Genomic DNA, 21,161 nt, shown 5'->3' with positions numbered 1-21,161 from the left:
AAGCAAGGCGTGCGCAGACCGGTGATCGCTGGCAACTGGAAGATGCACATGACCTGTGCCCAGTCGCGGGAGTTCATGGAAGCCTTCCTGCCACTGATTGCTGACACCCCGGACGACCGCGACCTGGTGCTGGCACCACCCTTCACGGCGCTGTCGACCATGGCGGAACTCAGCCAGAACTCCCGGGTCTGTCTGTCGAGCCAGAACGTGCACTGGGAAGGCCAGGGAGCCTTCACTGGGGAGATCTCCCCAGCCATGCTCAAGGAGCACGGGGTGACCCACACGATCGTGGGCCACAGCGAACCGCGGAAATACTTCAGTGAAAGCGACGAACAGATCAACCACCGGGCCCGCTCCTCACAGTCCAACGGTCTGATTCCGATCGTTTGCGTTGGCGAAAGCGATGAGCAGCGCGAGCGGGGCGAAGCTGAACGGGTGATCCGCCGTCAGATCGAGCAGGGCCTGGAGGGTCTCGATGCCGAGAAACTGGTGGTGGCCTACGAACCGATCTGGGCGATTGGCACAGGCAAGACCTGCGCAGCCGAAGAAGCCAACCGCATCTGTGGTCTGATCCGTAGCTGGGTGGGCTCCCCCGATCTGGTGATTCAGTACGGCGGCTCCGTCAAACCCAGCAACATTGATGAGTTGATGGGCATGAGCGATATCGACGGGGTGCTGGTGGGGGGTGCTTCTTTGGAGCCCGAAAGCTTTGGACGGATTGCCAACTACCAAGCGGCCTGATTCAGGCAGCTGGCCTAAGGGTTGGGGCCAACGCACAGCCGTGATGGGGGTGATCAACGTCACCCCGGATTCCTTCAGTGACGGAGGCAGATTTCTGGCGAGCGAACGAGCCCTTGCTGAAGCTCAACGGCAGCTGAGCCGTGGTGCGGACGTGTTGGATCTCGGGGCGCAAAGCACCCGACCCAGAGCGGAGGAGGTGGGCGCCGAAGAGGAGTTGCGGAGGCTCCTACCAGCGCTGAAGAGCATCCGGCAGCGCTGCCCAGAGGCACTGATCTCCATCGACACGTTTCTGGCGCCGGTGGCCGCCAAGGCACTGGAAGCAGGGGCCAACTGGATCAATGATGTAAGTGGTGGCCGTCGGGATCCCGATCTGCTGAGGGTGGTCGCCGATGCGGGCTGTCCGATGGTGCTGATGCACAGCCGCGGCGACAGCCAAACCATGGATCAGCTCACGACCTATGCCGATGTCGTGGCAGATGTGAAAGAAGCGTTGCTGGAGCGCAGTGAAGCTGCGATTCAAGCCGGCGTTGATGAAAGCCAAATCATCTGGGATCCGGGTCTCGGCTTCGCCAAGACCCACGAGCAGAACCTGCAGCTGCTGAGGGATCTGGAACAACTCACTGCAGGGCCGCGACCGGTGCTGATCGGCCCTTCACGCAAACGCTTCATCGGTGCCGTGCTGGATGAACCCAAACCCAAAGCGCGTCTCTGGGGAACAGCTGCCGTGGCCTGCCGCTGCGCCCAGGCGGGTGCTGCCATGCTGCGGGTGCACGATGTGGGCCCCATCAGCCAGACGCTGCGGATGGCGGCTGCACTCTGGTGAGCTCCACGATCTTTGTTCAGATCGCGGCATACAGGGATCCAGATCTCCCGGCCACACTGCACAACCTGATTCAGCGGGCAGCCCAGCCAGAGCGCCTGCGCTTCGGCATCTGCCTGCAACTGGCGGCTGACGATCCGCCGCACTGGGGAACCAGCGCATTTCCGGATCATCCACACCTGAAGTGCATCAAGTTCGATGCAACTGAAAGCCGCGGAGCCTGCTGGGCCCGTCGACAAGCTCAGGGTATTTACGGCGGGGAAGACTTTCTGCTGCAGATCGACAGCCACATGCGGGCCGTGGAGCACTGGGATGACCTGTTGCTGACGACCTGGAGGGAATGCAGCGATGAGCATGCCGTTCTCAGTGTTTACCCGAACGGCTTTCAACAGCCGTGCCGTTTGCAGACATCAACCCTGCCTGTGATGGCAGCTGCCAGTTTCGATGCCTACGGCATTCTCAAACTGCGAGGCATCAGCCGATTCCAACTGCCAGAAGAACAACCTGATCGTCCCATCCCCGGGGCATTTATCGCCGGAGGATTCCTGTTCGGCCCGGGCTCAATCGTGAGCGACGTGCCCTACGACCCCGAGCTCTACTTCTATGGCGAAGAGATTGCCATGTCGGCACGACTGTGGACTTCGGGTTTCAACATCTACGCCCCGAATCGCCTGCTGCTGTTTCATCTCTACAAGACAGAACATACCGATCAAGAGCATGCAGCCACCCATTGGGGCGATCACAGCAATTGGCACGATTACAACCTTCGTGCACTCAAACGTGTGCACACACTGCTCGGCAGCCTCAACAAAGCACCGGCATCAATCCGCTGCTTGAATGATGAGCATGGCGAACTTAAACCCTTCGGATTAGGGAGAAAACGCAGCCTGGCGATGTATCAACAATGGGCTGGAGTTGATTTCAAAACGGCAGCGATCAGCCAAGCCGCAAGAGATGCAGAATTCAAGGCTTTGAAAGCCTGAGTTGCCCATCATTCATCGCTAATAAAAAAGCCAGAGTCCGGCAGGGACTCTGGCTTTTTTATTCAAAAATTAGTCGACGATCAGTCGGTGACAACACCCTCAATCCGATCCTCAACCTCCTGGTACAGCTCCTGAAGCTGCTCGATGTTTTCATCCGAGGTCTCCCAGTATCCGCGGCCATGCACCTCAAGCAGGGTGCCCACGATCTGACGGAAGCTGTTGGGGTTAAGTTCCAGCAGACGCTTGCGCATCTCAGGATCGTTGATGAAGGTTTCGTTGGCTTCTTCGTAAACGAAGTTGTCAACGGCACCGCTGGTGGCACTCCAACCCAAGGTGAAGTTGAGGCGCTTGGCCACCTCACGCACACCCTCGTAGCCGGAATCAAGCATGCCTTCGTACCACTTGGGATTCAGCAGCTTGGTGCGTGAATCCAGGCGGATGGTTTCACTCAGCGAACGCACCTGCGCGTTAGCCGTGGTGGTATCGGCGATGTAGCTGGTGGGAGCTTTGCCGTCGTCACGCAGGCCAGCGATCAACTTGGTGGGGTCGGAGTCGAAGTAGTGGCTCACATCGGTGAGGGAGATCTCAGCCGAATCGAGGTTCTGGAAGGTGACATCCGCCGTCTTCATCACGTTCTCAAACACCTCCCGCTTCTGATTCATCTCACCGGGGTTGTCGGCATTGAAGGCGAAGGTCTTGCGGGAGAGGTACATCTCCTGCAGCTCACCTTCCTCCTCCCAGGTGCTGTTCTCCACTGCGAGGTTCACGTTGGAGCTGTAGCTGCCGCTGGCGTTGGAGAACACCCGGCAGGCCGCATCACGCAAGCTCGTGCCTTCTTTCTCCGCCTGCTCGAGGGCGTGCTTGCGAACGAAGTTCTGCTCCAGAGGCTCGTCGGCCTCGGCAGCCATCTTCACGGCCTGGTCGATCAGCGCCATTTGGTTGATGAACAGATCGCGGAACACACCGGAGCAGTTCACCACCACATCAACGCGGGGGCGGCCGAGTTCTTCCAGGGGAATCAGCTCAAGCTTGTTCACCCGACCCACGGAGTCCGGCATCGGCTTGACGCCGACGAACCAGAGGATCTGAGCCAGAGATTCGCCGTAGGTCTTGATGTTGTCGGTTCCCCAGAGCACGCAGGCGATGGTTTCGGGCCAGGTGCCCTGCTCCTCGCGCTGACGCTCAATCAACTTGTCGACAACACTCTTGGCTGCAGCAACCGCGGCACGGGTAGGAATCGCCTGCGGGTCGAGGGCGTGGATGTTCTTGCCGCTGGGCAACACACCAGGATTCCGAATCGGATCACCACCGGGGCCCGGAAGGATGTATTCACCATCGAGAGCCTTGAGCAGACTCTCCATCTCCATGTCGGCACAGACCTGCTCAAGGCAGAAACGCAGATAAGCAAAGAGCTTGTCGAGCTCGGTGGCATCGATCTGCACAAAGCCAGCGCTGCAGCAGGCCCGCAGCCAAGGCGAGGGGAGCTTGAAGCCGAACTTGGCAAGCAGGTCGTAGAACCAACCGAAGCTGTTGCGCAGGCTGACGCGACCATCACTGCCGGTGAGGGTGCGAACCATGGCGCCAATGGCAGCGCGGGATGTCTCCGTGATCGTGCGGTTGAGCTCTACATCGGCGAGGACGCCCTCGTCGTTGCCTTTGTAGATGTCTTCGATCGAGCGGCCCATGGCCTCAGCCAGCAGGCCGGGGAGTGAGCGCAACCCATCCTCCTCACGCTCGAGAGCAGCGATGTTCACCAGCGTGGCAACGGCTTCCTCTGCGGTGGGGGGCTTGCCAATGGTGTGAAGGCCACAGGGAAGGAGACGGCTTTCGATCTCCATCAACTGGCGGTAAACGGCGCCCACCAAGGCATCACGTCCCTCCAGGTCGAGGGTCGAGGCATCCTCCTCAGGAAGGTCGACATCCTTATCGAGGTTGCACTGGCGTGCCGTCTCAATGATCGTGTTGACGATCTGAATCCCGCGGCCACCCTCACGCAGCTGCTGGTAGGAGCCCACCAGCTCACCCAGTTCCTTCAGGCCCTTGTAAAGGCCGGCATTTTCAGCCGGAGGGGTGAGGTAGCTGATGGTGGAGGCATAACCCCGCCGCTTGGCGATGGTGGCCTCGGAGGGGTTATTGGCGGCGTAGTAGTAGAGGTTGGGCAGCGCACCGATCAGTGAATCGGGGTAGCAGGTTTCGCTCATGCCCATCTGCTTGCCGGGCATGAACTCGAGAGAGCCGTGGGTGCCGAAGTGCAGCACCGCATCAGCCTTCCAGATCTTCTGGAGATAGGTGTAGTAAGCCGCGAAGCCATGGTGGGGGCTGGCGCTGCGGGAATAAAGCAGGCGCATCGGATCACCCTCGTAGCCGAAGGTGGGCTGAACGCCAACGAAAACGTTGCCAAAGTGGCGACCGAAAACCAGCAGGTTCTGACCATCGCTGTTGAGGTTGCCCGGGGGCTTGCCCCAGTTCTCTTCGAGCCGTTCGGAGTAGGGCGTCAGACGCTCGTACTCCTCAACGCTCATGCGGTGGGCGATTGAAAGCTCCGGAGAGCCCTGCATGGCATCGGCGTCGTTGATGACGGCCTCCAACAGCTCACGAGGCGTGGAAGGCAGGTCCTGCACGTCGTAGCCCTTCGCCTTCATCTCCTGCATCACCCGATGGATGGAGCCGAAGACGTCGAGGTAAGCCGCCGTACCGACGTTGCCCTTATCGGGAGGAAAGCTGAACACGGTGATCGCCAGCTTCTTCTCGTTGCGGGGCTTGATCCGCAGCGAAGACCAGCGGATGGCCCGTTCAGCAATGGCATCAACCCGGTCTTGAAGGGTGTGCGCCTTACCGGTGGCATCGTCGCGACCCGAAAGAACGATGGGCTCGATGGCGCCATCCAGTTCCGGAATGGCGATCTGCAGGGCCACCTGCACCGGGTGCAGGCCAAGGTCGCTCTGTTCCCACTCCTGGGTGGTCTGGAAGACGAGGGGAAGCGCCACCATGTAAGGACGGTTGAGCTTCTTCAGCGACTCAATCGCCTTGGGGTGGTCCTGACGGGCCGGGCCTCCGACCAGCGCAAAACCGGTGAGGGAGACGATGCCATCCACCAGGGGCTGCTCGGGATTCAGCGGGTCATAGAAGAAAGCATTGACCGGCTTGGAGAAGTCGAGACCCCCGCAGAAGATCGGAATCACGCGAGCGCCACGGAACTCCAGCTCCTGGATGGTGGCCACGTAATGGGCATCGTCACCGGTGACGATGTGGCTGCGCTGCAGCACCAAGCCGATCACCGGCCCTTTGCGGGCTTCCTCAGAAAGGTCGGTGCGGCTGGAAGTCCAGTTCAGATATTCCTTGAGGTCCTCGAACATCGAGGGAGCCAGTGGGTGCCAGATGCCGAGGTCGGGGAACACTTCGGGCTCCGCCACCTCCATTCCCGGGCGTTCCTCGCCTTCTGCAGCTGGGAAGACGTATTTGTCTGCCAGCATCAACAGGAAGTTGCGCAGGTTGTCGGGGGTACCGCCCAGCCAGTACTGGAAGCTGAGCATAAAGCTGCGGGCATCCTGCGCCTTCTCAACCGGCAGGTACTTGAGAACGGTGGGCAGCGTGTTCAGCAGCTTGAGCATCGCGTCCTGGAAACCAGCACCTCCGGCTTCCTTCCGCTTCTTCATGAAGCCTGCGATGGCGCTCTTGCTCTGACCGAGCTGGGCCATCGAGAAGCTGCCCAGCTTGTTGAGCCGCATCACCTCCGGCATGGACGGGAAGACCACAGCCGCCTTGAGTCGGTCGCGGTGTGGGGCGACGGCGTCCACAACCTTCTGAGCCAGATCTTCAATGAAGATCAAGGAGGCCACAAAGACATCAGCCTCAGCCACATCGGCACAGAAGCCGGCGTAGTTGTCGTCGTCGCGGAGTTCTTCGATCAGATAGCCGCTGAGCTCGATTCCGAGATCGCCACCGGAGGCATTGAGAGCCGTCGCTGCCTGGGTGAGGGCGTTTTGGTACTGGGGCTCCAGCACCACATAAACCGCCTTCATGACGGACTTGTGGTTCTGGCCCTCCACAGGAGCAACGCGGCGGTCGGCGGAGCGGACCTGTGTGAACATCAGCGCGCTTTGAGCAATGTGAAGAACCTTACGGCGACTGACCCTTAGGACGCGAGAATTTCTGATCGGCCGTTACACGAGCCGACCCATAGGCTTTGGAGCGTCTGCTGCGCTTTCATGACCGCTCCGATTCCCGTCGTTGTTGCCGGTGCCCTGGGGCGCATGGGCGCCGAGGTGATCAAGGCTGTGGTGGGCGCCGAAGACTGCAGCCTGGTTGGCGCCATCGACAACACCCCCGGCAAAGAGGGGGCAGACGTGGGTCTGGAGCTGGGCCTTGGCGAGCTGGAGGTGGCCATAACAGCTGATTTCGAAGGCTGTCTCTGCGCCGTGAGCCAATCGGTGCGGGACAGCGGCAGCGGCGCCGTGTTGGTGGATTTCACCCACCCCTCCGTTGTTTATGAGCACACCCGCGCGGCGATCGCCTACGGCGTTCACCCCGTGATTGGAACCACAGGGCTCTCGCCGGAACAACTCAACGACCTCACCGAGTTCTCGGCCAAAGCGTCCGTGGGTGGGGCCGTGATCCCCAATTTCTCCGTGGGCATGGTGCTGTTGCAGCAAGCCGCAGCGGCAGCGGCACGGTTCTACGACCACGCGGAACTGACGGAACTGCACCACAACCGCAAGGCGGACGCCCCCAGCGGCACCTGCATCAAAACCGCTGAGCTGATGGAGGAGTTGGGCAAGAGCTTCAATCCCGAGGAAGTGGATGAGCACGAATCCCTGGCTGGCTGCCGCGGCGGACAGCGGGACAGCGGCCTGCGGCTGCACTCCGTGCGACTGCCGGGCCTGGTGGCTCATCAAGAAGTGATGTTCGGTGCCCCAGGGGAGACCTACACCCTGCGTCACGACACCATTGATCGTTCCGCCTACATGCCAGGGGTGCTGCTCACGGTGCGCAAGGTGGGCAGCCTCGGCAGCCTTGTGTACGGCCTTGAGCGCCTGATCTGAAGGCGACACCATGCTCATTCCCCTCCGCCCCGGTGAACTGCAACGGCTGATCCCCGCTGTTGCCACCGGCAACCAGTTCCGCTTTGCCCTCGGCAACCCCCAGAAGGTGCTGCAGCGCCTGATGATCGCCGCCATCGGTGGAGTGATCACGTTCCTGGTCTACAACCAGGCGCAGCTCGGCAGCCGCTGGGGCCCCGTCTGGCTGGTGATCAGCGTTGTGTTCTTTCTCTATGTGCTGTGGGGCCCGATCGTGCAAGCCGGCCAGCGCAACGCCACCCTGCGGCGCTATCCCGCGGCTGCCCTGTTTGAGGGCGAGGTGGCGGACGTGCTCACGCGTGAGCGGGTGGAAAACCGCCACGAGCAGGCCGACAGCCGCGGGCGGCTGGAACTCGTGGAGAACCGACGCACCTGGATGCTGCTCGAAGTCGAAGACGAGGAGGGTTACCTCGGCCGTGTGGCCTTTCCGATGGAGAAAAAGCATCAGTCGATCCGCCGCGGCAGCCTGATCCGCTGCCTGGTGCTGAGCGAGCGCAAGGATTTCTCAAAGATCGGAGCCCTCAGCGATGCCTGGCTGCCGGGCATGCGGATGTGGGTTGGCGAGTACCCCTTCCTGCTCCGTCCCGCCTTTGAAGAGCTTTGCCAACTCCGCCTGAACAGCAGGCGCTGAGCAACGAGCGCCGAACAGCCACTGCTGAACATTTCTTAAACCTGGTTTACACTTCTTAGCAATCAAACGGCGGCATCCATGTCCCAGTCCTCTCCCACCACTCCTGTCGTGCGCGGTGCACAGGTCACCACGGAAGACGGCGGCCGCCTCAACGCCTTCGCCACGGAACCCCGCATGGAAGTGGTTGAAGCAACCCAGGGTTGGGGTTTCCACGATCGCGCCGAAAAACTGAACGGCCGCATGGCCATGCTCGGTTTCATCGCTCTGCTGGCGACTGAGCTGGCCCTGGGCGGCGAATCCTTCGTTCACGGGCTGCTCGGCCTGGGCTGATCGCCTCGCGCTGGATCGGGATGGCTGGCCAGACTCCCTGAATGGCTCCATCCCCTCCAGAAATTCATGTTTTGGGCGCTGGTCCCACCGGCGCCCTCACTGCTCTCGCCCTCGGCCTCCGTGGTCAGCGTGTGGTCCTGTTTGACCCGCTGACGGCATCGGAACTTCAAGCCAGAAGCCGGGCGTACGCCATCACCCACTCCAGCCGCCGATTGCTGACCAACCTGGGCCTATGGCACGACCTGCGCGATGTCTTGGTGCCTTTCCGTGACCTGGATTTGCGGGATGGGGCCACCAACGCCCGCGTTCTTTTCAGGGAGGACGACCTGGCATCAGCCAATCGACACCATGACGGCATCGGCTGGATCCTCGATCACCGGCCCCTTATGAAGTTGTTGCTGGCTCGGCTGGAGGCCAATGGCAACGTGGCCATGCACCTGGCCGAACCATGCCCTGATCCAAGCGCTGATGCCCTGATCGTGGCGGCTGACGGACCGAGCTCCCCCACACGGAAGGCCTGGGGCATCCGTCACTGGGGCATGCGCTATCGCCAGGGCTGCCTTACCGCCAAGGTGTCCCTACGGGGACTCCCCCACGACAGGGCCTGCGAGTTGTTTCGCCCGGAAGGCCCGCTCGCCGTTCTGCCCTTGGGGCAGGGCACGTTCCAAGTGGTGTGGAGTGCACCCTGGCAGCGTTGCGAGCAGCGCAGCACACTGCAGCGCAGTGCGTTTCTCGATCAGCTGGCCGCTGTTCTGCCGGAGGGCATTGAACCGGATTTCCTTCTGGATCAACCCCAAGCCTTCCCACAACAATGGCTGCTGGCTCGCCGCTTTCATCGCGGACGGGGCGTGCTGATCGGCGAAGCGGGCCACCGCTGCCATCCCGTGGGAGGCCAGGGGCTCAATCTCTGCTGGCGTGATGTGGAAGGTTTGTTGCGCGCCGTGGAGCGGGGAGGAAGCGCCGCAACAATCGCTCGGCGCTACGGGACGAGCCGCTGGCTCGATGTGCTCCAGGTGGGTGTGGCGACGGATCTTCTGGTGCGGGTGTTCTCCAACCGCCAACCGCTGTTGCTTCCCCTGCGGCGTTTGGCCCTGCTGCTGCTGAAGCAGTTCTCTGGGCTGCGCCAACTCAGCCTGCGGGCCATGAGTGACGGCCCCATGCAGCTCTGGCGGGCCTTGCCAAACTGAGCCAAGCGCGGGTCGCGACCATGGTGATGTCCAGCCAGCGGCAACCCCCAGCAACAGAAGCCTTGCTGCAATTCCTTCAGCGCCGTTTGGGGTTGAGTCCCAGCGCACTGGAGCTAGGGCAACGCCAGGCGGAACTGGAACAAGCCCCACTCCCGATTGTGCTGTGGAGCTTCGGGTTGTTGAGTTTGCAGCAGTTGGAAGACGTCTTCGACTGGCAGAAAAATCAGCCGTAGCGCAACAACGCTTCCACGGGTTGGCCCGCGGACAGGGCCTGACGACCTCCGAGCCCCTCCAGCTCGATCACAAAGGCAAAGCCCACCAAGCAACCGCCAGCCTGCTCCACCAGTTGTCCGGTTGCTGCAGCTGTTCCACCGGTAGCCAGCAGATCGTCCACCACCAGCACCCGGGGTGAATTCTCAAAAGCATCGGCTTGGATCTCGAGCCGATCGGTGCCGTACTCCAGGGCGTAATCCAGACCCACCACCTCACCGGGGAGCTTTCCGGGCTTCCTTACAGGCACAAAGCCAAGCCGTCGGTCGCTGGCCAGGGGTGCCCCAAAAATGAATCCCCGAGATTCGATCCCCACGATCAAATCTGGCTTCACCTGGTCGCAAATCCTCCCCATCTGGCGGATCACCTCGGCCATGGCCTCTGGTGAGCGCAGCAGCGGGTTGATGTCTCGAAACAGAATTCCAGGCTTGGGAAAATCTGGAAATGAGCGAATGTGCGACTGAAGATCCAAATCCAGGTGACGCAATGGCGGTGCCCCTGGCATCATCGCAGCCATGACTGAAGCTCCAGCCCCCAGCGCACCCACCGACGGCGCGCGTCTCAGCCGGCGGGGCGTCGAGCGTCTCGACCTGTTGCTGCTGACCATTGAGGCTCTTGATCTCAATGGTGGCGAGGCGATGGTCTGGACCAGCCAGCAGATGGGCCTGCAGGCGCAATTCCCCAACCGGGTTGAACTCTGGAAGCGGCGCTGTCACAACCCGCTTCGGCGAACCACTCGGCGGGACCAGCTCGACCCGGTGGACGCCGAATCCCTGATCTGCCTGGTGTGCGCCATGGCTGATCGGCTCTACCCAATGCTCCACCAACTCCTCTCGAGCCGCGAACCGGAACAGCTCACCCAACAGCGTTGGCAGTTGTTCCATGAGCGCCTTCGCGACCTCATCGAAGAGCGGATGAATCAACGCCGGGAAGCCGTTCTTCGCCTCCTCACGATGGAGCCGGCGGGCCCTCTGCACCGTCAACTGATCAGCACCCTGGCGCTCTGCGCAGGTCCAGGAGGAATCGATCGACTCCGCGCAACCCTGCTCGACCCCACGCCTTAGGCCGACCATGTTGAAAACGACATACCAATACGAGCAGACCGCAGCACGGCTGGTGGTGGAAGGCTTTCCCGACCTCTCCGCCGGACAGTCCAATGAGGCGATCGGCATCCTGTCGTCCTGGCGGCTGCAGTTGATCGGAGCACCGGAACTGGAAGGAACCCGGGATCATCTCGAGGCTCTGATGGCAGCGGTGATGCCCTACGCCAGGCATCGCTTGTCCGGCGTGCAGCGCCGCTTTGGGCTGGAAGGCGGTTTTGTGAGCATCGCGCCGGATCAAGCCAACCATCAGCTGGAACTGCGCAGCAGCCGAGAGGGCGTCGAGCCGTTGCAGCTCAAGCTCGATGACGCCGAACTGGCTGATCTGGTGCGTTGCCTCGATCGCTTGCGGCTCGACAACCGGGTCAAGCTGACCTGGACGTTCCCCGAGGACCGCCCGTTGAAGCGCCAGGAGATCGTCGATCGCATTCCTCTCCAGAAACGCCTCGGACCACCCCTTCTGGCTGGGGTTGCTCTGGCATGCACAATCGCCACCGCCTGGCTTGTGCCTCTGCCTCAGGAAACCAAGGAGACAGCGCCAGCACCGGCACCGGTGGACAAGCCTGAAACGCAGTCCGACCGTTGACGTGCGGGAAACACGCTTCAGAATCGCCGCAGTGACGGCACCCTGATCACACCGATGCCATGAGGAAGGAGCGCCGAAGCAGCACACGCGATCAACGACGGGTCTTCCGCCCCCGTCGTCGCTTCCCCTTTGGCCCCGTCCTGCGTCAGTTGACAGTTGTCGTGCTGATGCTGGCTGCTGCCGCAGGAATTGCAGTGCTGCTGAATCAGCTGCCCCAGCAGGTGGACATCATGCTGCTGCTGAGCCAGGCCATTGATGACCTGATTGGCGGCGTTCAGCAACTGCTGGAAGCCATGCTCGGGCTCGCCGCCATCGTGCTGATCGCTGCCATCGCGCTTCTGGCGGGCATCCTCTTGCTTGGTGCGCTCTGGAGGTTGATTCGCATCATCCGACTGGTGTTGTCGCCCCCTATTCAAGGCAGGCGCTGAAGCCGAAAGCACCGGACATTCCGTAAAAAATCGGACCAGATCAACCCCGCAGATTGCAGCGCTGGCAGAACTGAACTGGCGATCCACCGAAAGCATGAGCCAGCCCGTCGACCACGACATGACAGCCGTCCTCGAGGCCATCGATCACTACAGCGATGGTGATGTCGACCAACCGCAGGAAATCATGGTGGAACTGCAGGAGGGTTGTTCCAACAAGCACAAACGGCTGAACAAAAAGGTCTATGAAAAAGAGCTGGCCAAACTCCAGACGGAACTGGTGAAGATGCAGTACTGGGTGAAAGCCACCGGCTTTCGCATGATCATCCTGTTCGAAGGGCGGGACGCCGCAGGCAAGGGAGGATCGATCAAACGGCTGACGGAGCCCTTGAACCCCAGGGGATGCCGGGTGGTGGCCCTGGGCACGTCATCAGAGCATCAGAAAAGCCAGTGGTATTTCCAGCGCTATGTGGAGCATTTTCCCAGTGCCGGAGAAATCGTTGTCTTTGACCGGAGCTGGTACAACCGGGCCGGTGTGGAAAAAGTGATGGGCTTCGCGACACGCGAACAAGTGGAGCAGTTTTATGTGTCGTGCCCAAAGTTTGAGCAAATGCTGGTGCAGGACGGAATCCTGCTGCTCAAATACTGGTTCTCCATCAACGATGACGAACAGGAAAAACGTTTCCAGGAACGCATTGATAACGAAGAGCGTCGCTGGAAGATGAGTCCGATGGACATCGAGTCGCGCAACCGCTGGGTGGAGTACTCGAAAGCGAAGGACACCATGTTTGCCAAGACGCATATCCCGGAAGCCCCATGGTTCACCGTGGAGGCCAATGACAAGCGCCGCGCCCGCTTGAATTGCCTGCGCCACATTCTCAGCAAGGTGCCCTATGCAGACATGACACCGCCACCCATCAAGATGCCGAAGCGCCCGAAGCAAGGAAGCTACAAACGGCCTCCTTTCAACGAGCAATTCTTTGTACCCAACAACTATCCATACAAGGACTGAGAAAACACTGCGCAAAAGAGAAAAGCAATAAGTTTAGGTCAATTATCAGCCTGGGCTGCTTCAATCAAGCAGCCCTTTTTCATGCGAAAAATAATTATTTTTACGTTCACTTACTCAAGTAAAAGCCAGCCGACCCGCAAAAAACCACCTCGCTTGGCTTGAGGTCACACAGCAGCACGCTTTAAGGTGAATGACTATCCAGTTCTGCAGGCTTTGCTCGGTTCCTGGCAAGTCCTAATGCGGTGTATCGCCAGCGCGCTTTTCCTGGTGGCCCATGGCCTGCTGGTGCTGGAGCACATCACCATTGGAACGGCACTGCATGGGATTGCGGAGTTGTTCCTTGCCCCCTGGGCCATCCGCCACAAAGCCTGGGACATCATCGTGATCGGACTGATTTTCTGCGTCTTCGACCTGTGGGGAACGCTGCGTCTGACCGGCGTGTTGGTCTAAGGCCCTTCAACCACTCAGCCTCTGGGACCAAAACCCAAACAGTTGCCACGACGACCAGAGAAACATCCCCAGGAAGACCCAGTTCAGCCAAGCCGGACGTCGGTCGTTTTCAAACATCTCTCAGGACAGCGAAAGGCGACACCTGACCTTATCGGTGTCAACCGGATCACTTCGCCGACGAACTCCAATCGGCGGAACGAAACGACACATTGGCGCCACCACTGCGTTTCAGGTCGTGCATGCCCTCCAGCTGGTTGTACACCGACAAGAGCTGCCGCCGCATGTGGTCGGTATGGGGCAGATCAGCGATCAAACGCAGCACATCCTCAAGGGATCGCTTGGCATCGATCACCAAACGACAATCGGGGCTGCCAGGCTCGTCAAGCATGGAATCAGAAACGATTTCATCCATTCAGCAGAAAATCTCTGCTTGCGGGTGTCTGAATCCCTACCAACGCCGCGATATTCAGCAGAAATTCAGAGTTTGGCCCCGTCCTGCTTTACCCATGCCCCGATCAAGTGGCGTTTCGCACAGCAGGAAGCCTGAGGCTGCTGAACCACGACAACAACACCAGCAGGGATGAAACCCAGAGGCAGGCCTGCATGCCCGCGGCTTCGGTTCGGCCGAGCATGAACACTGCCCCCGAGAGCAACGTGCCCACCAAGCGTCCGGCCGCATTGGCCATGTAATAGAAGCCCACATTGAGGCTGACGCTCTCCGCATCGGTGTAAGCCAGCACCATGTAGGAGTGGATCGACGAATTCATCGCGAACACCACCCCAAAGGCGGCAAGGCCTGCGGTGATGGCGACCGCCACATCCACCTGGCGCCACAGCGCCACCGCGATCAGGGCGGGAATGGCGGTGAGCAGAGCACTCCAGAACTGCACAGCAGATGCTCCCGGGGATGTGGTCTGCCCCCAGAGCCGTCTCAGACCAGGCGCTGATCCCTGAACGATGCCGTAGCCAATCACCCAGAGACCGAGGAAGCCACCGATCTCCCAGAAACTCCAGCCCAGGGAGGCCTCAAGGAACACGGGCAAGGCCACCACGAACCAAACATCCCGGGCACCAAACAGAAAGAAGCGCGCCAGGGACAGCACGTTGATGCCCTGGGATTTGGAGAACAGCGACGAAAAGGCCGGCTTGGACTTCATCTTTCCGATCTCCCCGGGCAGCACCAGCGTGAGCAGGAAGGCCAGGGCCAGACCTGCCGCCATCCAGCCCACGGCAGCATTGAAGCCAAAGGCAGTGAGCAGCACCCCACCGAGGAAGAAGCCCACACCCTTGAGGGCGTTCTTGGATCCCGTGAGGATCGCCACCCACTTGAACAGCTGCTGCTGCCCCTGCTGCTGGTCCTCCGGCGTTTCCGAAACCACCGTCTTGATGGCACTCTTGGCGCTCATCTTGTTGAGATCTTTGGCGATGCCGCTGATGGCCTGAGCGGTCATCACATAGATCACGCTCAACAGTTTCGGCCAACTGGCGGCGACGGGCATCAGCATCAACAACGCAAGAATCTGCAGCAGCGTTCCCACCCAGAGGGTGAGCCGAAGCCCATAGCGGGCACCGATCCAACCGCCGTACAGGTTGGTGAGCACCCCAAACAGCTCATAAAACAGAAACAGGAAGGCGATCTCGAGGGTGGTGTAGCCGAGTTGATGGAAGTGGAACACCACCAACATCCGCAGGGCCCCATCGGTGAGCGTGAAGGCCCAGTAGTTGGCGGTGACAATGCCGTATTGCTGCAGAGGGGAGAGCTTCATCCGTCCAGACCAACCACGTGGCAGGTGAGATCGGCCATGCGGCAGCTGTAGCCCCATTCGTTGTCGTACCAGGCAAACACCTTCAACTGGTTGCCATCGACAACCATCGTCGAGAGGGCATCGACAATCGAGCTGCGGTTGTCGTTGGTGTAGTCGCACGACACCAACGGGCGTTCCTCGTAACCCAGGATTCCCTTCAGAGGCCCTTCCGCAGCTGCTTGGAACGCAGCATTCACCTGCTCCACCGTGACGCTCTGCTTGAGCTCGAACACCGCATCGGTGAGCGATCCATTCAGCAGGGGAACACGAACGGCATGACCGTTGAGTTTGCCCTTCAGCTCAGGAAAGATCATCGCGATCGCCTTGGCCGAACCGGTGGTGGTGGGAATGAGTGAGCTGAGCCCGGAGCGTGCCCGGCGCAGGTCGCTTTTGAAGGAATCGATCGGCACCTGGGTGTTGGTGATGTCGTGAATGGTGGTGATCAGGCCGTGCTCGATGCCGAAGCTCTCGTGCACCACCTTCACCACAGGCGCCAGGCAGTTGGTGGTGCAGGAGGCTGCCGTCACCAACTTGTGGCGCGCCGGTTCATAGAGGTGGTGATTGATCCCGTAAACGATGTTGAGCGCGTCCTCACCGGCAACCACACCCTTCACGGGACAGGCAACCACCACCCGTTTGAGGCCCAGCTGATCGAAATAGGGATTGAGCGTCTCCGGCGTTTTGATCTTGCCGCTGGCTTCAAGCACCATCTCCACCCCCCGATCGCTCCAGGGCACGGCGGTGGGGTCTTTCTCGCTGGACCAGGTGAGTGCGGATCCCTCCACGCTGAATCCAGCAGCACTGCTGGTGATGCCTCGATCCCAGCAACCATGCACAGAATCGAACTCCAGCAGGTGGGCCGCCGTTGCTGCATCGCCAGCGGGATCATTGACATGCACCAGTTCGATGCCGGGCCGTCCCCAGAGGGCCCGGAACACCAGGCGACCAATCCGTCCAAAGCCATTGATGCCGATCCGCATACCAGCTCCTTCGATCAATCAAATTATCTTGATCCAAACAGAGCGGGGGACACTGCTCTTGTGATCCAGAACACCCTCAACAGGGAGCAGTCGAGGCAGCTGCTCAAAGCACTGGCCGACCCGATCCGTCTCGACGTGATCCATGCGCTGGCACAGGGGGAACGATGCGTCTGTGACCTCACCCGTGAGCTCAACCTCTCCCAGTCGAAGCTCTCGTTCCACCTCAGGGTGCTGCGAGAGGCGGGGCTGCTGACGGATCGGCAGAGCGGCCGCTGGATCTACTACCGCCTGCAACCGGATGCCCTGGCAGCCCTGGAAGCCTGGCTGGCCGAACTGCGCCGCCACTGCAGCCAGAGCGCTACCCCCTGCCCAAGCTGACAATGGACCAACGGCTTTTCTTCCCGGCCACCGAACGCAACCGCGGCCCCATCGGAGATCTGCTGAAGCAGCTCTTGCCTGGCTCAGGAGCCGTGCTGGAACTGGCCAGCGGCAGTGGTGAGCACGCCGTCTGCTTTCAGCAGCGCTTTCCCCATCTGCGCTGGCAGGCCAGCGATCCGGATCCAGACCATCGCGCCAGCATCAACGCCTGGATCCAGCACCAGGGTCTGAGCCAGGTGATGCCAGCAGCCCTCAACCTCGATGTTGAACACCGCCCCTGGCCCCTGCCCCAGAACCTCCAAGGGGCCGTGAAGGCTGTTGTGTGCATCAACCTGCTGCACATCAGCCCAGCCAGCTGCACCGATGCCGTGCTCAAGGAATCCGCCCTGTTGCTGCCCAGCGGCGCACCCTTGATCATTTATGGCCCATTCATGCTCAATGGTGCTCACACCAGTGCAAGCAATGCCGCCTTCGACCAATCCCTCAGGGAACGCAACCAGCAATGGGGGTTAAGGGAGCTGAATCACGTAACAGCCATCGCCGCCAAGGCTGGCTTCAACACCGAAAACGTGGTCTCCATGCCCGCTAACAATCTGACTTTGGTGTTTCAGCGCGCTTGAGCCCCACCTCGCTTGCCAGCTTCTGGAAGGCCGTCGACAATCACGCAGTATCTCCGGTGTGAGCGATGGATCTGACTGATTTCTTAGCGAAGCTGCTGATCGGTTCAGCCATCACCCTGACCCTGGCGTTCCTTTGTAAGACAGTTTTTCCTCGGTTCACGAAGCGAAGCAAAACCGACTTCGACGACTTCGTGCTCAACGCCTTCGCCGCTTCGGTGGTGCCCTTCGGCTTGGTGGTCACTCTGATCCTTGCCCAGGATGATTTGGGCTTGCCCAACAACATTGCCAGGGCCTACGACACCTCGCTGCGCATTGTCGGCACGATCATTCTGATTCGGTTGGTCAACCGAATCGGAGCGCGATTCCTTTTCGGATTGGTGCGCCGTGCAGGCGCGGATGATCTTCAACAACTGCTCCAAAGTCTGCTCCCGCTGCTGAAAACCGTGGTGTGGGCGATCGGCACCTTGGTGCTGCTGCAGAGCCTGGGCGTGAAGATGACAGTGATCTGGGGTTTGCTCAGTGCCGGCGGAATCGGCATTGGCTTGGCCCTGAAAGAACCGGCCCAGGAATTGTTCGCCTACCTGATGATTCTTCTGGACAAGCCTTTCACCGTTGGGCAATTCATCACGGTGGGCTCCACCTCAGCAACGGTGGAACGCATCGGTGTTCGCTCCACCCATCTGCGCAGCCTGCGCGGCGAACAGGTGGTGATGAGCAACTCAACCCTTACAGGCTCCACAATCCTCAATTTCGCTGAAATGGCGCAACGCCGGATGATCTATTCGATTGGCGTCACCTACAGCACATCGCTCGAGCAGATGAAGGCAATCCCCACGATGGTTCAGGCCGTGATCGACGCTCAGGCCCACAGCACCTTCAACCGCTGCCACTTCACCGAATTTGCTGATTCCAGCTTGAATTTTGAACTGGTTTATTACATCGACACCCGCGATTTCACGGTCGCTCTGAACGAACAGCAAGCCATCAACCTCGGAATTATGGAGGCCTTCGCCCAAGCAGGCATCGACTTTGCCTTCCCAAGCAGGACGCTCTACTTAGAGGGAGACTCACTCGCCGGCAAAGCCTCCTGAGCCGTCGGCACACCAGAGCGCCAAACAACACCACCGATCAACAGGGCCAAGGCCGCCACAGCAGCGGTAAAGGGGATCAGGCGACGACGATCAGGACTCGAAGCACGGGCGACCTGGCTGGAGAGGTTGTCGCGTCGAGATGCAAGAAATGTCCCCTGCCGGCAGCGGGTGCACACCGTGTTGGTGACGCCTGCACTCTTCAACTTGAAGCCGTAACGACCCGGAATCTCAACGGGTGTTCCACAGCTGGAACAAGGGAGAGAAAAAACTGCCATGGGGAAACTGCCCTCAATTCAGATTTATCACCCCGGTTTCACTCCAACGGAACGTCACCCGTGGCAAAAACAGAACCCCAGCAGAGGCTGTGGTCCGCCGTCCAGAAGGGCTGCACCTCCCGCCAGTCCTCGCCCTCACCAACCCGCATCATCATCTGGCCGCTGCCGTCATGGACAAATTCGACGCGCTGCTGATTCCAGGTCAACACCCAGCGCTCTCCAGGACTGGCGGCCACCATCCGACAGGGACTTCAGGCCTGCTGCGCGATCCGGCAGCGCATCGAAGCCGCTGCTGCTGAGCTCCTAGCTGCAGAGCTGCCCAACAGCAGCAGAGCCGCGGTCCAGAGCTGAATGCGAAACACAGACACTGACTCGGCAGCACCCTGGCGAAAGGCCTCCTTTTCACCATGGGGCTGGGCGATGGTCACGCCGTTGAGGCGCACCGGATCTCTTCAGGGTTTGGTGTCTGTCAGGATTTGATCAGACCAGTTGCTGATCGTGCCGCGTTTTCAAGCCCGCGTCCTCGTGCGTCTGCGCCCCTCCGTACTCGATCCAGCCGGAGAAGCCGCGCGTGGTGCCGCTGAACGACTTGGGGTGGAAGGCCTCAGCAAGCTGCGGATCGGTAAAGCCGTGGAAATGGAGATTGAGGCCCCTGATGAGGCCGAGGCCCGCCGCAGGTTGGAACTGCTCAGTGATCGCTTGCTGGCCAACCCGGTGATCGAAGACTGGAGCCTGGAGCTGGATCAGTCATGAGCATCGGGGTCATCGTTTTTCCCGGCTCCAACTGCGACCGGGATGTGCAATGGGCAACCGAGGGTTGCCTTGGGATGAGCACGCGCAGGGTCTGGCATGAGGAGACCGACCTCAGCAGCTTTGACGCCATCGTTCTGCCGGGCGGTTTCAGCTATGGCGACTACCTGCGTTGCGGCGCCATTGCCCGCTTCGCACCAGCCCTGCAGTCCTTGATCGACTTTGCCGCCAAGGGCGGTCGCGTGCTCGGCATCTGCAACGGATTTCAGGTGCTCACGGAACTGGGCCTGCTCCCCGGTGCCCTTACCCGGAACCGGGATCTGCACTTCATCTGTGAAGACACACCCCTCAAGGTGGTGAGCCAGCGCACGGCCTGGATGCAGGGGTACAACGACGGGGCCCTGACCCTGCCGATCGCCCACGGTGAAGGCCGCTACCAGTGCAGCGATGACACGCTGAAGCAACTTCAGGACGACGACGCCATCGCCCTGAGCTACAGCAACAACCCCAACGGGTCTGTGTCCGACATCGCAGGCATCACCAATGCCAGCGGTAGCGTTATGGGCCTGATGCCCCACCCCGAGCGGGCCTGTGATCCGGCCACGGGAGGAACCGACGGCCGCCGCATGCTGGAAGCCCTGCTGGGCTGATGCCAACCCGCCGGACGCTGCTGATCTCAGGGGCATCCACGATCATCACGGCCCTGCTCTCCCCCAGGGCCATGGCGGCCCAGCGCAGGCTGAAACCGTTGAAGCCTGGATCACGCATCCGCGCCGTGAACCCCGGCACCTGGATGGATCCGGACACGGATCTCCAAGCCTTGCGCGAGCGCTGTGATCAACAGCAGTGGCATCTGGAGATTCCCGCAGCCGTCAGCCGTCAATGGCGCTATTTCTCAGGAACCGACCAGGAACGGGTTGAGGATCTGAGGTCAGCCTGGAACGATCCAACGGTGGATGCCGTGGTGACCCTTGGCGGGGGCTGGGGGGCCGCCCGCGTGCTCGAAGCCGGTTTTCGTTTTCCGCGCCATCCCAAATGGAGCCTGGGGTTCTCCGACACCAGCTCCCTGCTGCTGGCCCAGTGGGCCGCTGGCCTGCCGGGGGCCATCCATGGATCCAGCGGCGGCACAGAGGCGCAATGGCAACGCACGGTGGACTTGCTCTGCGGCCGTCCGGTGGCGCCCCTGCTGGGCGAGCCACGACGGCGGGGGATCGCGCGCGGACCCTTGGTGGTCACCAACCTGACCGTGGCGACCCACCTGATCGGCACGCCCTGGCTTCCCTCCCTGAAGGGGGCCATCCTGGTGCTGGAAGATGTGGGCGAAGCGCCCTACCGGGTTGATCGGATGCTGACCCAGTGGCGCAGCGCAGGCCTGTTGCAGCAGTTGGCGGGGGTGGCCTGCGGCCGCTTCAGCTGGGCTGAAGACGACATCCTTCCCGGCGATTTCACGATGGACGAGATCCTGGAGGAACGCCTGGGCGATCTGGGCATTCCACTGGTGCTGAATCTGCCGCTGGGCCATGGACGGCCCAACCAGGCCTTGCCCCTGGGAGCACAGGCACAACTGGACGGCAAGCACGGCCTGCTCAGCCTGATGGCCTGATGTGATGGCCTGGTCAAAACGTGACGCTGCTCACGAGCAGCACCAC

27 protein-coding genes are annotated in these 21,161 nt (G+C 60.9%); 19 read left to right on the top strand and 8 right to left on the bottom strand.

Features of this window, described 5'->3' with window-relative positions:
- The first annotated feature begins 9 nt into the window (after positions 1-9).
- Genes tpiA through DXY04_RS08735 form a run of 3 tightly spaced genes read left to right on the top strand, consistent with a single transcriptional unit; the run spans position 10 to position 2,544 of the window.
- On the top strand, positions 10-741 hold the full coding sequence (gene tpiA / locus DXY04_RS08745) for a triose-phosphate isomerase (protein ID WP_115010249.1): 732 nt from the start codon (positions 10-12) through the stop codon (positions 739-741).
- A 43-nt stretch (positions 742-784) separates the two neighbouring features.
- Positions 785-1,564 (top strand): dihydropteroate synthase, encoded by a 780-nt coding sequence (gene folP / locus DXY04_RS08740; protein WP_244278634.1) that lies wholly within the window; start codon positions 785-787, stop codon positions 1,562-1,564.
- Positions 1,561-2,544, top strand: coding sequence for a GlcNAc-transferase family protein (locus DXY04_RS08735; protein ID WP_115161769.1), 984 nt, complete (start codon positions 1,561-1,563; stop codon positions 2,542-2,544). The genes folP and DXY04_RS08735 overlap by 4 nt, the downstream gene beginning before the upstream one ends.
- 80 nt (positions 2,545-2,624) lie before the next feature.
- Here DXY04_RS08735 and DXY04_RS08730 read toward each other — a convergent pair whose 3' ends face one another.
- Positions 2,625-6,635, bottom strand: coding sequence for a magnesium chelatase subunit H (locus DXY04_RS08730; protein ID WP_115161768.1), 4,011 nt, complete (start codon positions 6,633-6,635; stop codon positions 2,625-2,627).
- 117 nt (positions 6,636-6,752) lie between these two features.
- On the opposite strand from DXY04_RS08730, the gene dapB reads away from it, so the two are divergent.
- From dapB to DXY04_RS08705, 5 genes are all read left to right on the top strand, one after another.
- Positions 6,753-7,586 (top strand): 4-hydroxy-tetrahydrodipicolinate reductase, encoded by an 834-nt coding sequence (dapB, locus tag DXY04_RS08725; RefSeq protein WP_115161767.1) that lies wholly within the window; start codon positions 6,753-6,755, stop codon positions 7,584-7,586.
- A gap of 10 nt (positions 7,587-7,596) precedes the next feature.
- Entirely contained in the window at positions 7,597-8,253 is a 657-nt protein-coding gene (locus DXY04_RS08720) for a hypothetical protein (protein WP_115161766.1), read from the top strand.
- A gap of 78 nt (positions 8,254-8,331) precedes the next feature.
- Entirely contained in the window at positions 8,332-8,583 is a 252-nt protein-coding gene (locus DXY04_RS08715) for a high light inducible protein (protein ID WP_114987899.1), read from the top strand.
- A gap of 41 nt (positions 8,584-8,624) precedes the next feature.
- Entirely contained in the window at positions 8,625-9,770 is a 1,146-nt protein-coding gene (locus DXY04_RS08710; RefSeq protein ID WP_115161765.1) for an FAD-dependent monooxygenase, read from the top strand.
- Between the two features lie 20 nt (positions 9,771-9,790).
- Positions 9,791-10,003 (top strand): DUF2949 domain-containing protein, encoded by a 213-nt coding sequence (locus DXY04_RS08705; RefSeq protein ID WP_115161764.1) that lies wholly within the window; start codon positions 9,791-9,793, stop codon positions 10,001-10,003.
- Here DXY04_RS08705 and DXY04_RS08700 read toward each other — a convergent pair.
- Positions 9,994-10,548, bottom strand: coding sequence for an adenine phosphoribosyltransferase (locus DXY04_RS08700; protein WP_115162197.1), 555 nt, complete (start codon positions 10,546-10,548; stop codon positions 9,994-9,996). The two genes, DXY04_RS08705 and DXY04_RS08700, sit on opposite strands and share 10 nt — an antisense overlap.
- 7 nt (positions 10,549-10,555) lie before the next feature.
- Here DXY04_RS08700 and DXY04_RS08695 point away from each other — a divergent pair, with 7 nt between their 5' ends.
- The 5 genes from DXY04_RS08695 to DXY04_RS08675 all read left to right on the top strand — a co-directional run bounded on the left by DXY04_RS08695 (position 10,556) and on the right by DXY04_RS08675 (position 13,613).
- The gene (locus tag DXY04_RS08695; RefSeq protein WP_115161763.1) at positions 10,556-11,104 is read left to right on the top strand and encodes a DUF3038 domain-containing protein; all 549 of its coding nucleotides are present in this window, start codon (positions 10,556-10,558) and stop codon (positions 11,102-11,104) included.
- Between the two features lie 7 nt (positions 11,105-11,111).
- Positions 11,112-11,726, top strand: coding sequence for a DUF4335 domain-containing protein (locus DXY04_RS08690; protein WP_115161762.1), 615 nt, complete (start codon positions 11,112-11,114; stop codon positions 11,724-11,726).
- Positions 11,727-11,785: 59 nt separating this feature from the next.
- Positions 11,786-12,154: a hypothetical protein gene (locus DXY04_RS08685; RefSeq protein ID WP_115161761.1), complete on the top strand. Its 369-nt coding sequence runs from the start codon at positions 11,786-11,788 to the stop codon at positions 12,152-12,154.
- Between the two features lie 94 nt (positions 12,155-12,248).
- Positions 12,249-13,163 carry a polyphosphate kinase 2 gene (gene ppk2 / locus DXY04_RS08680; RefSeq protein ID WP_115161760.1) on the top strand — a complete coding sequence of 305 codons (915 nt, stop codon included), beginning with the start codon at positions 12,249-12,251 and terminating at the stop codon, positions 13,161-13,163.
- 237 nt (positions 13,164-13,400) lie between these two features.
- Positions 13,401-13,613, top strand: coding sequence for a hypothetical protein (locus DXY04_RS08675; protein WP_011364797.1), 213 nt, complete (start codon positions 13,401-13,403; stop codon positions 13,611-13,613).
- Positions 13,614-13,779: 166 nt separating this feature from the next.
- On the opposite strand, the gene DXY04_RS08670 is transcribed toward DXY04_RS08675, so the two are convergent.
- The 3 genes from DXY04_RS08670 to DXY04_RS08660 form a co-directional block, all read right to left on the bottom strand.
- Positions 13,780-14,001, bottom strand: a complete 222-nt coding sequence (locus tag DXY04_RS08670) for a hypothetical protein (protein WP_115162196.1) — start codon at positions 13,999-14,001, stop codon at positions 13,780-13,782.
- 127 nt (positions 14,002-14,128) lie between these two features.
- Complete coding sequence (arsJ, locus tag DXY04_RS08665) at positions 14,129-15,379, bottom strand: organoarsenical effux MFS transporter ArsJ (protein ID WP_115161759.1); 1,251 nt, start codon at positions 15,377-15,379, stop codon at positions 14,129-14,131.
- Complete coding sequence (locus DXY04_RS08660) at positions 15,376-16,398, bottom strand: ArsJ-associated glyceraldehyde-3-phosphate dehydrogenase (RefSeq protein ID WP_115161758.1); 1,023 nt, start codon at positions 16,396-16,398, stop codon at positions 15,376-15,378. The genes arsJ and DXY04_RS08660 overlap by 4 nt, the downstream gene beginning before the upstream one ends.
- A gap of 60 nt (positions 16,399-16,458) precedes the next feature.
- Here DXY04_RS08660 and DXY04_RS08655 point away from each other — a divergent pair, with 60 nt between their 5' ends.
- The 3 genes from DXY04_RS08655 (at position 16,459) to DXY04_RS08645 (ending at position 18,487) form a co-directional block, all read left to right on the top strand.
- The gene (locus tag DXY04_RS08655; RefSeq protein WP_115161757.1) at positions 16,459-16,776 is read left to right on the top strand and encodes a metalloregulator ArsR/SmtB family transcription factor; all 318 of its coding nucleotides are present in this window, start codon (positions 16,459-16,461) and stop codon (positions 16,774-16,776) included.
- A 2-nt stretch (positions 16,777-16,778) separates the two neighbouring features.
- Positions 16,779-17,396, top strand: coding sequence for a DUF938 domain-containing protein (locus DXY04_RS08650; protein ID WP_115161756.1), 618 nt, complete (start codon positions 16,779-16,781; stop codon positions 17,394-17,396).
- 65 nt (positions 17,397-17,461) lie between these two features.
- On the top strand, positions 17,462-18,487 hold the full coding sequence (locus DXY04_RS08645; protein ID WP_115009480.1) for a mechanosensitive ion channel family protein: 1,026 nt from the start codon (positions 17,462-17,464) through the stop codon (positions 18,485-18,487).
- On the opposite strand, the gene DXY04_RS08640 is transcribed toward DXY04_RS08645, so the two are convergent.
- Genes DXY04_RS08640 through DXY04_RS08630 form a run of 3 tightly spaced genes read right to left on the bottom strand, consistent with a single transcriptional unit; the run spans position 18,448 to position 19,205 of the window.
- Entirely contained in the window at positions 18,448-18,762 is a 315-nt protein-coding gene (locus DXY04_RS08640; RefSeq protein ID WP_115161755.1) for a Tat pathway signal protein, read from the bottom strand. The two genes, DXY04_RS08645 and DXY04_RS08640, sit on opposite strands and share 40 nt — an antisense overlap.
- 38 nt (positions 18,763-18,800) lie before the next feature.
- Complete coding sequence (locus DXY04_RS08635) at positions 18,801-19,001, bottom strand: hypothetical protein (RefSeq protein ID WP_115161754.1); 201 nt, start codon at positions 18,999-19,001, stop codon at positions 18,801-18,803.
- Between the two features lie 12 nt (positions 19,002-19,013).
- Entirely contained in the window at positions 19,014-19,205 is a 192-nt protein-coding gene (locus DXY04_RS08630) for a hypothetical protein (RefSeq protein WP_115161753.1), read from the bottom strand.
- A gap of 55 nt (positions 19,206-19,260) precedes the next feature.
- Here DXY04_RS08630 and purS point away from each other — a divergent pair, with 55 nt between their 5' ends.
- The 3 genes from purS to DXY04_RS08615 are packed head-to-tail and all read left to right on the top strand — an operon-like array spanning position 19,261 to position 21,115.
- On the top strand, positions 19,261-19,515 hold the full coding sequence (gene purS, locus DXY04_RS08625) for a phosphoribosylformylglycinamidine synthase subunit PurS (protein WP_115162195.1): 255 nt from the start codon (positions 19,261-19,263) through the stop codon (positions 19,513-19,515).
- Positions 19,512-20,162, top strand: a complete 651-nt coding sequence (gene purQ, locus DXY04_RS08620) for a phosphoribosylformylglycinamidine synthase subunit PurQ (RefSeq protein ID WP_115161752.1) — start codon at positions 19,512-19,514, stop codon at positions 20,160-20,162. Before purS ends, purQ begins: the two co-directional genes overlap by 4 nt.
- Positions 20,162-21,115 (top strand): LD-carboxypeptidase, encoded by a 954-nt coding sequence (locus DXY04_RS08615; RefSeq protein ID WP_115161751.1) that lies wholly within the window; start codon positions 20,162-20,164, stop codon positions 21,113-21,115. Before purQ ends, DXY04_RS08615 begins: the two co-directional genes overlap by 1 nt.
- The last annotated feature ends 46 nt before the right edge of the window (positions 21,116-21,161 follow it).

It is taken from the genome of Synechococcus sp. UW86 (assembly GCF_900474085.1).
Taxonomy (GTDB): Bacteria; Cyanobacteriota; Cyanobacteriia; order PCC-6307; family Cyanobiaceae; genus Parasynechococcus.
Note: the sequence above shows the minus strand (reverse complement) of the source record. Positions and strands in the feature narration are given on the sequence as shown.

Coding starts and splice junctions, on each gene's coding strand:
- DXY04_RS08660 (WP_115161758.1), bottom strand. CDS start 16,398: ATGCGGATCGGCATCAATGGCTTTGGACGGATTGGTCGCCTGGTGTTC.
- dapB (WP_115161767.1), top strand. CDS start 6,753: ATGACCGCTCCGATTCCCGTCGTTGTTGCCGGTGCCCTGGGGCGCATG.
- DXY04_RS08690 (WP_115161762.1), top strand. CDS start 11,112: ATGTTGAAAACGACATACCAATACGAGCAGACCGCAGCACGGCTGGTG.
- purQ (WP_115161752.1), top strand. CDS start 19,512: ATGAGCATCGGGGTCATCGTTTTTCCCGGCTCCAACTGCGACCGGGAT.
- DXY04_RS08675 (WP_011364797.1), top strand. CDS start 13,401: ATGCGGTGTATCGCCAGCGCGCTTTTCCTGGTGGCCCATGGCCTGCTG.
- DXY04_RS08670 (WP_115162196.1), bottom strand. CDS start 14,001: ATGCTTGACGAGCCTGGCAGCCCCGATTGTCGTTTGGTGATCGATGCC.
- DXY04_RS08705 (WP_115161764.1), top strand. CDS start 9,791: ATGGTGATGTCCAGCCAGCGGCAACCCCCAGCAACAGAAGCCTTGCTG.
- arsJ (WP_115161759.1), bottom strand. CDS start 15,379: ATGAAGCTCTCCCCTCTGCAGCAATACGGCATTGTCACCGCCAACTAC.
- DXY04_RS08640 (WP_115161755.1), bottom strand. CDS start 18,762: ATGGCAGTTTTTTCTCTCCCTTGTTCCAGCTGTGGAACACCCGTTGAG.
- DXY04_RS08615 (WP_115161751.1), top strand. CDS start 20,162: ATGCCAACCCGCCGGACGCTGCTGATCTCAGGGGCATCCACGATCATC.
- DXY04_RS08635 (WP_115161754.1), bottom strand. CDS start 19,001: ATGGTGGCCGCCAGTCCTGGAGAGCGCTGGGTGTTGACCTGGAATCAG.
- DXY04_RS08730 (WP_115161768.1), bottom strand. CDS start 6,635: ATGTTCACACAGGTCCGCTCCGCCGACCGCCGCGTTGCTCCTGTGGAG.
- DXY04_RS08715 (WP_114987899.1), top strand. CDS start 8,332: ATGTCCCAGTCCTCTCCCACCACTCCTGTCGTGCGCGGTGCACAGGTC.
- DXY04_RS08700 (WP_115162197.1), bottom strand. CDS start 10,548: ATGATGCCAGGGGCACCGCCATTGCGTCACCTGGATTTGGATCTTCAG.
- folP (WP_244278634.1), top strand. CDS start 785: ATGGGGGTGATCAACGTCACCCCGGATTCCTTCAGTGACGGAGGCAGA.
- DXY04_RS08695 (WP_115161763.1), top strand. CDS start 10,556: ATGACTGAAGCTCCAGCCCCCAGCGCACCCACCGACGGCGCGCGTCTC.
- DXY04_RS08710 (WP_115161765.1), top strand. CDS start 8,625: ATGGCTCCATCCCCTCCAGAAATTCATGTTTTGGGCGCTGGTCCCACC.
- DXY04_RS08720 (WP_115161766.1), top strand. CDS start 7,597: ATGCTCATTCCCCTCCGCCCCGGTGAACTGCAACGGCTGATCCCCGCT.
- DXY04_RS08650 (WP_115161756.1), top strand. CDS start 16,779: ATGGACCAACGGCTTTTCTTCCCGGCCACCGAACGCAACCGCGGCCCC.
- DXY04_RS08685 (WP_115161761.1), top strand. CDS start 11,786: ATGAGGAAGGAGCGCCGAAGCAGCACACGCGATCAACGACGGGTCTTC.
- ppk2 (WP_115161760.1), top strand. CDS start 12,249: ATGAGCCAGCCCGTCGACCACGACATGACAGCCGTCCTCGAGGCCATC.
- DXY04_RS08645 (WP_115009480.1), top strand. CDS start 17,462: ATGGATCTGACTGATTTCTTAGCGAAGCTGCTGATCGGTTCAGCCATC.